The following is a 14653-nucleotide window of genomic DNA, read 5'->3' as shown; positions in this document are numbered from 1 at the left end:
ATCCAGTATAAGTAATTCTTTTTTTCCATAGAAAACCATCTCAGTCTGAACATAAGCACTTTGGTTACTGTAAAAGTTTATTTCAATATTTTTTTCTTTATTAACTTTAACAGTTCCTACTTTATAACCAAATATTTCAAAAAGTTCTTTTTGATAAGTTTTTTTATCATTAGTAGTAAACTCTATACTATAATCTTCACTATTAAAAAATACTTTTTCAATTAATGTTGTAGTATCTTTTTTTTGAATATATTCATTAAGAATTGTTGTAATTACTTCATTTTGTTTAGATAAAACAAATATGTCTTCATTCTGCCTATTTTTTATTTCAATATTTGCTCCCTTTTTTAAGAGCAAGTCAACAATGCTTGGTTGTTGATAAGTAATTGCTTCCAATAGTGGAAATGACGTATATTCTCCACCAGAATCTCCTAATCCATCTATCTTTGCACCATGTTTAATCAGTTCATTCACTATATTTTCATTAGGGTATCTACAACTTAATACTAAAGGACACAATCCATTTTCATTATATAATTTATTTGGATCGGAACCTTGATCTAATAATCTTTTTACAGCGTCAAGGTTCTGATTTTCTATTGATACATATAAACCGTCATACACATAGTAATCATCTGATTTTGCAATGTTTATTTTAGCTCCATGTTTTAATAAAAAATCAATAAAAATCGGTTTATTTTGTTTTATCGAATATCCTAATAATGTATATAAGTTATTACTTGTTTTATCTAATACAAATTTATTAATGTCTGTAGGTGTATTTTCTACCTTGTTCTTAAAGAAAAGAAATTGGTTTTTATCTATATGGTTCAATAAAATTGCATTAGTATATTGACCTATACAAAAATTAAAGCATACAAAAAGAACAAAAAAAACGATTTTACATCTCATAAGTAAGTAATTTATTTATTAAAAAAGGAATCTGTGTTTCGACTAGCGAAAACGGACTTTTTTATGATTTTCTCGATATCTCCAGAGAATAATTTTTATACTGCAAATTCTCAACTCACATCATTGAGTTTTAAAATAAACTCTAAAAAAGGTACATTTATTGTTTAATTTCGACATGTATTGCAGCTTCACCAGTATCATATTTAACATTTTTTTGTGTTATCTTTTTTGAAATGGGTTGAATGATTTGTGCAACGTTCATATTTTTACTTAAATTTATAATAAACTGTTCCGCATTTATATTACCTCTTGTATAAGAAATGTCTATAATATTCAATTTTTTATATTCCTCATCGGGAACACAATGTAGAGAAACTCTTTTTCCATTTTTATATTGTTTTTTAATTTCCATATCCACATTATTAATTATCATTTCTTTAGATAATTTTTTTCGCTTTCCTTCCTTATATACGTTAATTACTGCTTGACCAGGAGCTTTATAAGAAATGTGTTTACTGTTTTCTTCATTTGTATACATGGCCTCTGCCTGTCTCCTTGTTGATCTGATAGTACTTGTAATAAATACATTGGTACTATTAGATGCTCTAGCTGCAGTATTAAGAATATTTAGCGTTTTTTTACTCACAATTATTTTTCTTTCATCTGATATGTTCTTATCAAAAGTAATATACGCTATATTTTGTACATTATCAGGTATTGGTTCTGTTTTATCTTTTGAAATTTCTAAATTGTTAATACATTTTGTATAATTAAAAATCTTTTTTAACTCTGAATAATATTTTGTTCTTTCTTCTTTACCCTCACTTCCTCCATTTACTATTATTGAAATTCTTTCCTGATATTTGTCTCCAAATAAAGATATTTCATTGAGGGTTTTACCTAAAATTTCTTTGTACTTTAGCTTATTTTGTTTTTTTTGAAAATCAGCCTTTCCTTCAATAGACCAAAACCAACCAGCTGAATCTACAGAATATCTCAATTTATCAGAAATTAGTGTTTGATAATCATTTACTCTTTTTTCAATTTCTATTTCCTTTACACCAACTAAAGTATTACTTAAATTTTTTTGAGCATATTTTAAATATTTGATTTGTGTATTTCTCCATGTAAGTTGCATAAATCCACGTCCTCTATATCTTGATCCATCACCAATTACAGTATTTCCGTTTGTCTCAGCCTCAGGATGTTTACCCGGTTCATATCTATTCCCATCTCCATATTCCAAAGAAGTTCTAAACCTATCTGACTCCCAATATACTTGTGATATAAGATGTATTTTTTGAATACATAGATTAATTTTATATCTATCAATAATGGTATTAAACTCTGCCGTAAGTTTTTTAATGTTTCTCTCTATACTATTTATTTTACAGTTTTTTGCGCTCAAAAGAGCATACTTAGAATCTCTTTTTACTGTAGGCTCACTATCTCGTAATTTTTCAAAAATATTTTTAAACTCATCTTCCGTAATATTTCTGTTGCAAAAACACTTCCCTGTTTTCTTTTCGTTTTCTTTCGCTTTCGCCTCTACATTTTCTTCAGGTTTTACAGCTTCCTGTATTTCTTCATCAATATCTTCCGTTTTCCCAAAATTACCAAATTCTACCATTACATTTTCGTTTCGTTCTCGAAAATAAGCAAATACTTTTATCTTTCTCGGATCAGCATGAAATTCACAATCCATGGCACTGTAACCATTCTTAATTGTTTCATGATGGTTTTTAAATAGTACCGGATTTCCGTCATCATATTGGTATTCCCATTTTGCTGACAGCAGTTCTACATCATGTAATTTCTGATTAGGTTGCGCTGTAAAATAATATCTTTCTCCTGGTTTAACCTCTGCCTGCAATTTCCCATCCTCGTCAAACGGACCGTTGACCTTTACTACTTTTCTGTTGCTATTCCAAAAAAGATTAAAATAATCATTTTGGGTACTCATAATGCTATCTCCTAAAGCCAATCCCCATGAGCCTAAGATTTTTGTAAAATCTTTCTTTTTGGTACAGATTATCCGGTCATTTTTATAATCATAAAGCTGAGCATAAATGGTCAGGCTTTCATTCATTCCCGGAAGCTGAAATCGAGAACCGCCTTGATCTATTACGACATCCTTCATGTGATATTTTAGATCATCATAAAATTTATTATTAACTCTTAGGATAATTCGGTGTGTATTTGGATCGAATTCTCTCGTGCTGACAAGTATTGTATTAGAATTTTTATTTCCGGAGCTATTTTTAATCTTTATATCCGTTATTGTTGGTAAATTCATTTTTATCAGATTAAAATTCTGACTAACAGCGGCTGATAAAATCAACCGCTATCAGTCAAAATAGGTTAAACATTAATTTTTTTTTACTTCCAGATAAACTGTAGTAGTAGAACTTTCTTTTACCTCAACAATTCTGGTTACTTTTCCTTTAAGGATAGAGTACTGATTATCAAAATCATCATTTTCATCAAGACAAAGCTCATATTTACCCACAGGAATATTTTCCATCCAGAAATCTCCTTTATCATCCGGATTGGTAAAATCTACAGGCGATTTATCTTTGTTTTTAAGCATGATTTCCGGTAAAAGCCCTTGTAAACCTTCTATATGACCGGAAATTGATCCTGTCTTTTGCTCATCACTTCCTCCCATCTGCGCGTCAGTAGGGACAATCTGAGAAGACTGCGGAACTTTGGTCGGATCTTCATAGTCGGAAAGATTATCATCGAAAGGCAATGCTTTGGTAACATTCAGCCCGATCGACTGTGCCTGAAGAATGGTAAGTGCAGTTGGAACCCTGCTTGCCCATGCTTTACCATATTTTTCCCCTTCAGTCTTACGCATCTCATCTACGATGGATAAGAACATCGGATCATCAATTACCGGCACTTCGCCACCGTTCCAAATCTGTCCAGTTGACATGAAATGCCCTACCGCTTCTTCAAATCCCGGTCTTACGGTTACAATGACCCTTGCCATACCGGATTGCATAAAGGCACGGAAAGTCGCATCATTATCGTCGAACTGATACATTTTATCCCAGTTGTTCCTGTTGCCCCAATAGTACGGATAGAAATAATAAGACATGATTTCCCACTCAAACGCCTGTTCCATGAATTTCACAAAAGCCGTATATTTATCCAGTGTTGAATCCAGTTTAATTTCCGTATTCAGGAAGCTTTCTTCGGAAGAGTTGGTTCTGTAATATTTATCTTTTCCAAAAGTAAGTGCTGCCGAAGGATCCTGATTGATCATGTAAGAAATACAGTTTCTTCTGAGAACCGTATTCTCAATCTGTCTGTAGAATCCAGGATTTGATCCTTTGATTTCAACTCCTTGCGCTTTTATAGCAGCCAGGTCCTGATCATATTTAGCTTTGGCTTTTTCGTAAGCGGCAATAATTTTATTGAATGATTTCTGCAACCAAGCATTATTAGCTTCTTGGGTAAGTTCACAAAAGATTGTAAATGCTCCAGACACAGCTTTAACATCCCAGGTATTCATAAATAATCCTAATTTTCCTTCAATATTATTAAGATCCATGTCTACTTGTGGGATTGTCATTAGAGATCCATTAGGATTTTTAAATGCAGCATCGAACGCTCCTTCCATCCCTTCTCTTACTCGTCTATTAGCAATGCTCAATAAACATGATGGATACATTTGATGAGGAGCTTCCCATCCCCCTCCCCTAATAGAGAAATCGCCTTGTAATTTTACAGCTATATAATCTTCAGGAATGTCAAAATCATTGTTATAGATACCAGCCAGTCTTCCAAAGCCTTGACGTTTTTCAGTATCAGTAAAATCGATACCTACTTTTTCTGAAAAACTATAACTTACCTTTTTGCTAATTTTTGGCCTTTGCTCTAACTCTACATTATAAACTCCTGCCCAGTATTTTAAAATTATATCTCCTGAGGTTCCATTTAAAGAGATAAAATCTTTCATTTGAAAAACTGTAGATTCCCGCGGGTCTACAGGTTGTATCAATGTATTATCCGTATTTTTGGAAATTTTCATTCCTAAAATATGCAATTTTGCAGGTTCCGGAATCATAAACTCAAACATCATTCTCTTACCGTAATTATAGATCTGGTTTTTGAAAACTTTATCTACCCAGCGGTAAACTCCCACAACATGCTTATCTCCTTTTCGATTGTCAAATTCATGAATATTGGTTTCCTCAAATTCTTCAATCATCTTTTCTGTACGCTCCTTATGAACTTTGGTTACGATCCTGTCAGTTGCTTTTTGAGTAATTTCCTTTGCCTGGGTCATTGCCTGCTTCGTATTTTCTTCTTTGGAATTATGCGTAGCAAATCCACCGGAAACGCCAAAACTAATTCCGCCATAAGATCCGTCAACATGAGCTTCAGCATGAGCATCCTTAGTTTGCTGCATGGCTTTAGCGATTTCGTTTTGCATTTCAAAGCGTTCGGTAGAAGAAGTATCACGAAGCTGTTCTTTTTCAGAATCAGAAGATTCTACTGTAGTGATTTCACTTTTAGATGTTTTCTTAGTTGCTTTTTCCCTGCGTTCCCGAGCCATTACATTTTCAATATGGGCAACCTCTCCTTCCACATATCCCTGTAAGCTTTGCTCAACTTTTAAATAATCTGCCACTCCGATATTTTTCATCCCGAAACCGGAAGGAATAAAGGCTTCCGGATTTGCCGGATTTGTAGTTGGTATTGGATTTTCCGGATTCTCAGGTTCAGTTTTAGGCGGCTGTTTCAAGGTAAGGGCAGCATCCCCTTTGAAAATGTATTGTTTCAGAGGCCTGTTAAATTCATTGGAATCTCTTGTTAAAGTTACGTTTAACAAATAGGTCTTCCCATCATTCAAGACCACTTCTCCCTGCAATATAAACCCATTGATATTGGTAGTCGGAAAAGCCGGAATGGTGGTTCCGTTATAGAAAAGTGAATGGACTCCGTTGGTAGTCTGAATAATATTGTTAGAACTGATATCGTTCCCGTTAATTGTCACCTTATACGATCCTGATACAATGTTATGGGCGAAACCATCTATCGTAAGCAGGATAGACCAGGCATCATTGCCATTATTATATGTTTTAACACTGTAAGGAATCCATCCATTAGGATTCAGGGAATTGCTTACCGGTATCACAACGCCACCCACATTTGCAGAAACCTGTTGGTTTAGAACGGTATTATTCAGTACGGTCTGTTGCAGAGCCTGGGTATTCTGGGTAATATTCTGGTTCAGCTCATCAAAAGTAGTGATTCCTGACAAAGCTTCCGTAACACTCGATGCGCCAAACAAGCGGAGTAATGCATTCTGATCCTGTACACTTAAAGTTCTTCCGAGGATTGCTGCGTCAATTTCAGGCGTTTTATATGAAAATTCAAAATCCGGAATTTCGGTCTCGGGGATGGTAATCTGCATAATTTCATCCTTGATGCGGTGCAATTCCATATCCAGTTCGCTATTGGCGTAAAACTTTTCCGGATCGGCCACGCTTAATTGGGTAAGGTAATTGATCCGGTTTTCCAGGATCTGCTTCTTTCTATCTGCTTCTGCCGTATCTTTCTGTAATGACTTTAAAAGCGGCTTTACCTCATTCTGATATTGATCATAGGCCGTTTTATAAGCTGCATCATATTGCTTTTTGTAGGTCTTTTCCAGTTTTGAAATGGAATCGGCAAGTGCTTCATTCGCTTTCAGATTGACGGTCGCTTCTGCAAATTTCATGGCCTTATTGTCATAAACCGTTCTCTGAGTCGTCGTGCTTCCTGATGTATTGGCAACAGCCGACTGCGATGCTTTGAAAAGCTCCTTCGGCAATACGACTTTAGCCTTTACCACATCCTGATAAGCTTCTTCCGTGAAATCGTATACGGAAAGAATATGATAAAGATGCAGAATCTGCATAATCAGTTCTTTAGCATAGAATTCCTTTTGCATAACTACCTGATATACAAGGTTGTCCCAGATTCTATTATCTACCGTTGGAATTCCGTTAGCTGTTTTGCATGCTTTGATCTTTTTATCGAATTCCTCTTTCGTGGCTGTCGCTTTATTTCTGGCTACCCATACGGCATAGTCATAAAATGCGGCATAGTCAGTTTTAAGACTTTTCTCAGTAAATATAATAAAACCCGGATTTTGCAAAAGCTTCTGTAAGGAGTTTGATGTACTAAGATTATTGTCGATAGAACTATTTATACGGGACTGATCATCCCTGAAAATAAATCTTCTTTCTTTGTTTTTAGGATCAGACAGTTCCGGGTTTCTCATGGTAGCAAACCTGAACAGGGTCTGGGAACTGTTGTTTGTATTTAAATCGGTTGTAGACATTTTTTATTTTTGGTTTTTAAGATTAAATGGGAAAAGCCCTTTTTATTAGGATCAGTTCCGGTTTTGCAGCCTCTATTTTTTAAGGTGGTTCATGGCTCCGCTATCCACCCTCCTTCTTAATTTTTCTTTTCATTATCGGTTTGTTTTTTATTGATTTTTGAACATACTTTGGGCTGTCCGGCATTTTAGGAATGCTGAATTTTAAGGATCTAAAAAATTAATTGGACTTGTTTATGTGTTTTTTATTCCTGAAACAAAGATATTCCGTGACAGCGACAGAACTTGACGCATTAAAATCTTTTTTTACGATTTACTGCATTTTTTTACAGCCGGTTTCATTGTATACCAACACTTCCATTTTATCACTGATGTATAAAGTTACCTGCATCCCGGGAGATAGCGGGTAAGGCTTCAATCCTTCGATATTCAGGTTAATCTCGTTTTTGCTGAAGTTAAAAACCACGATGGTCTGCCTCCTGATCATTTCCCTGATATTCAGCTCCTTCCCTTCTCTGAACAGCACATGTACCAGTTTTTTTCTGCTGCCGATATCATAGGATCCGCTTCCTTCGAGCGAAAATTCATCCGGCTGAATTTTAAGGGTATCATCTTCCAGGATGACTTCTTCCGAAGCGGATGACTGGCTGATGGAGTTGTTCCACTCGTTGATCTGGGATTGGTTGATAGCTGCAACAGGATGTGTTTTAGGAATGAAACTATTGGTGGACCAGCTTTGTGTTGCTAAAAATACGAATCCATCATTTTGGTGAATAATATAAGGTGCACTGGTAGAAAGACCGGAACTGAAACCTATTGCAACAGCTTTTTCCTTACGTTCCACCGCCCAGCTTTGAGTAGCCAAAAATACGTAGCCATCTGTATGATGATAGATATAAGGTGCTCCATTAGATAGGCCGGAGCTGAAACCAATAGCATCAGCATTCTCCCATTTTTTGATATAGGTGCTGTCAACAAATGAATTTGTTGCATAGTTCCTGATTTCTGTGGAATCTATCAATTTTTTCCATTGAGTTTCCTGTCCGCTATGGTAATAATTTTTATAATATATTCCCTGATTTGTCGATGTTGGTGCAAATAATGAAAAGCCTAATTCTTTGGAATTTTTATTGGCTCCCGAAAAGTTCGCGAATGTTCCTTCCAGAGTTTTATTGGCCAAGTCACCATCGAAATTATTTCCTGAATTGCCAACGGAAATAAATTGCAGGCCATTCGAAACCAACTGGTCCTGATTTGAGATGCCGCCATTATTTACCTTATAGTAATCCGTTAAGTCAACATTTCCGGAATGATAAAAGAAACCCTGTAAAACACCATTTCTCATCAGATAGGTCTGAAAACCATCCCAATCCAGTGAGTATTGACTATTAATCGATGAGACTTTTTTATTTGGATCAAAATTCACATTATCCCAGGCAGTTCTCCATGGTCCCCAGGTGTTATTAATTCCTCCTCTATAATATAATGTTCCGGATGAATTTGGATCATTGCCATATTGGATCTGTATTTGTGACATAGTATCCTGACCACCCATATGCAACATAGGTGAATATAGAGATTTTACTCCTCCTTTATCATTATTAGCCCGATATATTCCTGAAGCTCCATATCCACTAATACTGTCAAAATCTTCCTCATACACCACTGATTTTGAGATATAATTTCCTAATTCACTTACATTGGCTTTAGAGTCTGGATTAAAATTACCTGAATGCCATATTCTATTACCGTTAATATAAGCACCAGAACTATTAACAAGTAGCCAATTTACATCAGAATTATTATAAGGTTTAACCGTAAACCCTGTAGATACACCAAACCCATCAGTGTCATCTGTGAAATGTTTAATATAATGAGCTGGGTCTGATGAACTTTTAAGAAAAATAGAATGTCCTTCTCCCATTGCAAGAGTGGCATTAAATTGCTTTACACCAGTTATATCCTGAACAGTAGTTCTGGTAATATAATCTCCTGAAGGTTGATAATTATTAGGATTAAAATTTCCGCTATGATAAATTTCATTCCATGTACTTGGATTACCTGAATTATATTCCCTGAAATATAATTTACTTCCTCCTAACCTAACAGTAGCAAAATCATATCCCCAATTCTTGTCACCAAAATTAGAAATAGAACCAAAAATATCTTGTGACGTCGGGTAAGGTGAATTAGCTAATTTATTATAATATAAACTTCCTGAACTATTATCTTCAACACTATTTGTGTCTCCTGTTAATAAATATTGCCTTTGTCTATGTGGAATTAAATTTCCACTATGATAAAAGGCTTTCCAATTACTCCAATTACCTCTAGATTTAATTCTACTAAACGTTTCATTAGTATCACCATCAAAACCCAACTGCATTTTATAATCAGGATTTGTTGTATCTAAATTCAAAATACTGAAACTATGGGCTCCGACGGTCGAGGGTGCATTGGCAACACTATACCCGTACGTAATCGAGTTTGTACTTAAATCATTGGCATTATAAGAGCCGTTAATGATTTTACTTCCTACTTTTTCACCGGAATTGATTTCAATATAAGCAGAGCCGCCCCACCGGAATTGCTTGTTATCTTTCGTCGTAATGTATATTTTTCCCTTTTCGCCGGTCTGGGGTAAACTGGTGTAGGAATCAAATTCCAGCACATCATCCACGTAGCTGGGAAGCTGGCCGGCCGGAACTTTTCCGTTGACCAGATCTGCTTTCTTCCGCCAATCCGGATGAGCGGGCGGGAAATCCCTGTTGTTATGCCAGTACGACTGCATCCAGTCCCAGAATTGCCCCGAAATGGGCGTATTTTCATTTGTTGACATTTTTTGTTATTTTTGTTTTGGTTTTAAGATTAAAGTGGGAAGTTCTTTTTAGTAGAATCCTTCCGGTTTTAGCCTTATTTTTTAAGGTGGTGTCCGGCTAACGGATGTCCACCTTAAATTTTGCCGTTTATCTTCATCTGACTTTCTTTATGCAAATATCTAACGGCACAACGTCAAAACTCGTCGTATTAAAAATTTTATTTAAGAAACGTTGATTTTTTTATTTATACCTAACTATAAGGATTGTTAAATTCATTCACGATTCTTTACCCTAATCGGACAAATGTTATAAATATATCAAATTAAAGGGATATTTATATACATTCCAAATCATTGATTTTGACATAACTCTACCAAAAGCAAGTGATAATAAACAAAAAATATTGGTAAAAACTTTATCCTTTCCATCCGCACAAAGTTTCTATCTTTGCATAACCGCACCGGGGAAAAAAGATTGAAAACAGCAGGTCTTAGAGAAAATTAAAACGAACGACATTCATATCAATGGCCAGAGGATTTAAAGAGAAAATTCAGCAGAAAAATTCAGAAAACAGCGGATTCGGAGATAATGCTTCGGGGAGGTTTATTAAAAAGAACGGATTGCCGAATGTGAGCCGCAAAGGGATGAATGTCTTCAACCGGTTCAGCTGGTACCATACCATGCTGGATTTATCTACCTTTCAGTTCCTGTCCTATCTGGTAATTGCCTATATTCTGGTAAACATCTTCTTTGCCTTCATCTATTATCTCATCGGCGTGGAACACCTGACGGGAATCGACAAAAGCAATCCCATTAATGAGTTTATCGATGTATTTTTCTTCAGCTCGCAGACGTTTACCACCGTCGGGTACGGAAGAATTGCGCCGGTCGGTTTTACCGCAAGCCTGGTGGCCACTTTTGAAGCTTTCCTGGGATTGCTTACCTTTGCGATCGCAACGGGACTTTTTTACGGAAGATTTTCCCGGCCGAGGGCGTATCTTAAATTTTCAGATATTGCCGTGATTGCGCCTTTTAAGGAAACCTCAGCCCTGATGTTCAGGCTGGCTCCTTATAAGAACAATGCGCTGACCGATGCTGATGTGACTGTCTCAGCTGCAATCGAAGTGATGGAAAACGGTTCGCCGAAGAGCCGGTTTTATCAGCTGAAAACACAGTTGAGCAAAATCAACACACTGGCCCTGAACTGGACCATTGTGCACCTGATAGACAAGGATTCGCCGTTCAACGGCTTTTCGGAAGACGATTTTAAGAATACGGATATTGAAATGATCGTCCATGTGCGGGCATTTGACGAAGTATTTTCCAATACGGTAGTCCAGAGAACATCATATGTTTCCGGCGAGATTATCTACGGCGCAAAATTTACCCCGATGTATTATCCGGATAAGCAGCATCTGTCTACGATTCTGGATCTGGATAAAATTAACGATTATCAAAAGGCAGATCTTTCCAAATAGAGGAAGAACAATAATAAATGGATTTGGAATTCTATAAAAAGCAGGCTTTACAAAAACAGAAAGAGCATAAAAAATTTCTCGACGGACTGAAAAAGAAACCGCCAAAAAACCTTGATTACATAGTTCAGGAAACCCATGAAGAAGTTTTTGAGCGGATCGACTGTCTGCAGTGCGCCAACTGCTGTAAAACCACAGGCCCATTGTATACCGAAAAAGATATTGAACGGATTGCCAGACATCTACGGATGAAGCCGGCCGACTTTGAAGCAAAATTCCTTCGGGTAGATGAAGACCAGGATAAGGTGTTGCAGAATCTTCCCTGCTTCTTCCTTAACGAAGACAATACCTGTTCGATCTATGACGTACGTCCGAAGGCATGCAGAGAATATCCGCATACCGACCGGAAGAAAATCTACCAGATCAACAACCTGATGATCAAAAACACCGTCATCTGCCCTGCGGCCTACGAATTTGTAGAACGAATTATGAAGAATTTGGCAAAATAGGTTTCAATTCAAAAAAGGTCTTAAGTAATAATAAAGTACGTTAAATGACGGCTTCAGACATAATATTCGGTAAAATGGCAGCGTTTTACTTAAACAACCATTTAAAATATTACATCATGAAAAAGTTAGTTTTAACCGCAGCGTTTGCTATTGCCGGAACCTTATCTGCCCAGACGGGAAACACTATGCAAAATCAGACCCAGAATTCTGCCAACCAGCAGACCGGCCAGCTGCAGCAGAATTCCCAGGCCAATTCAAATTTAGGTACGACTTCAGCGCAGACCGTTCCGAATCAGAATACGGGAGCTACTGCAACCGTTGATGCCGCGGCAGTTAACAGTTCAGCCAACACCAATGCTGCACCCGACATTAATGCAGGCATAGCAGCAGACACCACCAAATCCGCAACCATCATACAGGAAGAGAAGAAAAGTAAAAAGAAAAAGTCGAAGTAAGTATTTAAATTCAAAACAATCAGAAATGAATTCCGGGATTTACATTCCGGAATTTTTATGATACCCAAAATGTAATTTATCATAATTAATTATAAATCAAGTTAAAACACAACTTCAGATCCCACTTTGTACGATAATTGTACTTAACATAATATCACCAAACCTAAAATAGTACTTTATGAAAAATTTAATTTTAGCAGCAGCTTTCGTAGCTTTCGGTACCATTACCGCATCTGCACAGACCACCCCACAGAAAAAAATGGACACGACCCGCTCTGATACGACCCGTAACAACGGAAACATGGGAACCGGGAACATGAATAACAACAACATGAATAATCCCAACGGAACAACCAACAACGATTGGGACAAATCGAAAACCGATACGGCCAACTGGAAAAACAAAGACGGCATGAAGACCGACAGAAAAATGAAAAAGAAAAATAATCGATAAGCAAAATACCAAATCCTGAAATTTTTTTCAGGATTTTTTGGTCTGCTTTAAAATCGTATTAAATAAGCCTGTCAGTTACAGGATTTACAGCTCATAAAAAAAGCGTTGAACTGATTCAACGCTTTCTCCTTTCACTTTTTTACTTTTATCCCATTTATAATCCCGGGAACAGGTTATATGAAAAAAGGCCGGGAATTTTCCCAACCTTTTATATTTTATACCACTCCCTGAGCGAGCATGGCTTCTGCTACTTTTACGAAGCCGGCGATGTTTGCGCCTTTTACGTAATTTACATAGCCGTCTTCCTCTTTTCCGTAGTCTCTGCAGGCCTTGTGGATTCCGATCATGATCTCTTTCAGTCTGGCGTCCACTTCTTCGGAAGTCCAGTTCAGACGGATCGAGTTTTGCGTCATTTCCAGTCCTGAAGTGGCTACCCCTCCGGCATTGGAAGCTTTCCCAGGAGAGAACAGTACTTTGTTGTCCAGGAAATAATTGATGGCATCAAGCGTAGAAGGCATGTTGGCCGCTTCCGTTACGCATACGCAACCATTTTCTACCAAAAGTCTCGCGTCGTCAAGATCCAGTTCGTTCTGGGTAGCAGAAGGGATGGCTACATCACACTTCACTTCCCAAGGGCGTTTTCCGGCAAAAAATTCAGCAGTCGGATATTTCTTTACGTAATCTTCCGCTCTGTTGTTTCCTGACGCTCTCAGTTCCAATAGATAATCGATTTTTTCTCCGTCGATTCCGTCTTTATCGTAAACATAACCGTCCGGTCCGGAAAGTGTTACCACTTTTCCACCCAGCTCATTTACTTTTTTAATAACTCCCCAGGCTACATTTCCGAAACCTGAAACCGTTACCACTTTATCTTTGAAGGTCTGTCCGATGGTCTTCAGCATCTGCTCGGCAAAGTATACCACTCCGTACCCTGTAGCTTCAGGACGGATCAGTGACCCTCCGTAAGCAAGGCCTTTTCCGGTAAGAACACCCGTGAATTCATTTCTGATTTTCTTGTACTGCCCGAATAAATACCCGATCTCTCTGGCACCTACCCCGATGTCTCCTGCAGGAACGTCGGTCTCAGGACCGATGTGCTTGCAAAGTTCAGTCATGAACGCCTGGCAGAAACGCATTACTTCCATGTCGGATTTTCCTTGCGGATCGAAATCCGAACCTCCTTTACCACCCCCCATAGGAAGCGTTGTAAGAGAATTTTTAAATACCTGCTCAAAAGCAAGGAATTTAAGAACCGAAAGGTTCACTGTAGGATGGAAGCGGATTCCTCCTTTATACGGACCGATCGCAGAGTTCATCTGGATCCTGAATCCTCTGTTTACCTGGATCTCTCCTTTATCGTCAACCCATGGAACTCTGAAGATGATAATTCTTTCAGCTTCCGCCATTCTTTCCAGAAGCTTCATGCCCGTGTATTCTTTCTTCGTCATAATGAACGGAATTACCGTAACGGCCACTTCTTTCACCGCCTGTAAAAATTCCGGCTCATTAGGGTTTTTCGCCTCAATTTTAGCTATAAATTCTTGAATTTTCTGGTCAATATTATATTGTTCCATATATTAGGGTTGAATATTATTATCAACAAATTTAATTTTTTTTTCAAAATTCGCAACACCTTATTTAAAGATTGTTAAAAATTTAATAATAATGTTTCAAAATATTATTAAATCAATA

9 protein-coding genes are annotated in these 14653 nt (G+C 37.0%); 4 read left to right on the top strand and 5 right to left on the bottom strand.

The window, feature by feature from the left end:
* The 4 genes from FY557_RS04295 to FY557_RS04280 all read right to left on the bottom strand — a co-directional run.
* Positions 1-912 (bottom strand): ankyrin repeat domain-containing protein (locus FY557_RS04295; protein WP_149246051.1); only part of this gene is annotated, 912 nt, incomplete at its 3' end.
* A 157-nt stretch (positions 913-1069) separates the two neighbouring features.
* Positions 1070-3208, bottom strand: coding sequence for a hypothetical protein (locus FY557_RS04290; protein ID WP_149246050.1), 2139 nt, complete (start codon positions 3206-3208; stop codon positions 1070-1072).
* A gap of 72 nt (positions 3209-3280) precedes the next feature.
* Entirely contained in the window at positions 3281-7252 is a 3972-nt protein-coding gene (locus FY557_RS04285) for a hypothetical protein (protein ID WP_149246049.1), read from the bottom strand.
* A gap of 310 nt (positions 7253-7562) precedes the next feature.
* Positions 7563-10088 carry a hypothetical protein gene (locus FY557_RS04280; RefSeq protein ID WP_149246048.1) on the bottom strand — a complete coding sequence of 842 codons (2526 nt, stop codon included), beginning with the start codon at positions 10086-10088 and terminating at the stop codon, positions 7563-7565.
* 504 nt (positions 10089-10592) lie between these two features.
* Here FY557_RS04280 and FY557_RS04275 point away from each other — a divergent pair.
* The 4 genes from FY557_RS04275 to FY557_RS04260 all read left to right on the top strand — a co-directional run bounded on the left by FY557_RS04275 (position 10593) and on the right by FY557_RS04260 (position 12961).
* Positions 10593-11546, top strand: a complete 954-nt coding sequence (locus FY557_RS04275; protein WP_149246047.1) for an ion channel — start codon at positions 10593-10595, stop codon at positions 11544-11546.
* 17 nt (positions 11547-11563) lie between these two features.
* Positions 11564-12052: a YkgJ family cysteine cluster protein gene (locus FY557_RS04270; RefSeq protein ID WP_149246046.1), complete on the top strand. Its 489-nt coding sequence runs from the start codon at positions 11564-11566 to the stop codon at positions 12050-12052.
* 116 nt (positions 12053-12168) lie between these two features.
* Positions 12169-12507: a hypothetical protein gene (locus tag FY557_RS04265; protein ID WP_149246045.1), complete on the top strand. Its 339-nt coding sequence runs from the start codon at positions 12169-12171 to the stop codon at positions 12505-12507.
* Positions 12508-12685: 178 nt separating this feature from the next.
* The gene (locus FY557_RS04260) at positions 12686-12961 is read left to right on the top strand and encodes a hypothetical protein (RefSeq protein WP_149246044.1); all 276 of its coding nucleotides are present in this window, start codon (positions 12686-12688) and stop codon (positions 12959-12961) included.
* A gap of 215 nt (positions 12962-13176) precedes the next feature.
* On the opposite strand, the gene gdhA is transcribed toward FY557_RS04260, so the two are convergent.
* Entirely contained in the window at positions 13177-14535 is a 1359-nt protein-coding gene (gene gdhA, locus FY557_RS04255; protein WP_149246043.1) for an NADP-specific glutamate dehydrogenase, read from the bottom strand.
* Positions 14536-14653 lie beyond the last annotated feature (118 nt).

It is taken from the genome of Chryseobacterium sp. SN22 (assembly GCF_008329705.1).
Taxonomy (GTDB): domain Bacteria; phylum Bacteroidota; class Bacteroidia; order Flavobacteriales; family Weeksellaceae; genus Chryseobacterium.
Note: the sequence above shows the minus strand (reverse complement) of the source record. Positions and strands in the feature narration are given on the sequence as shown.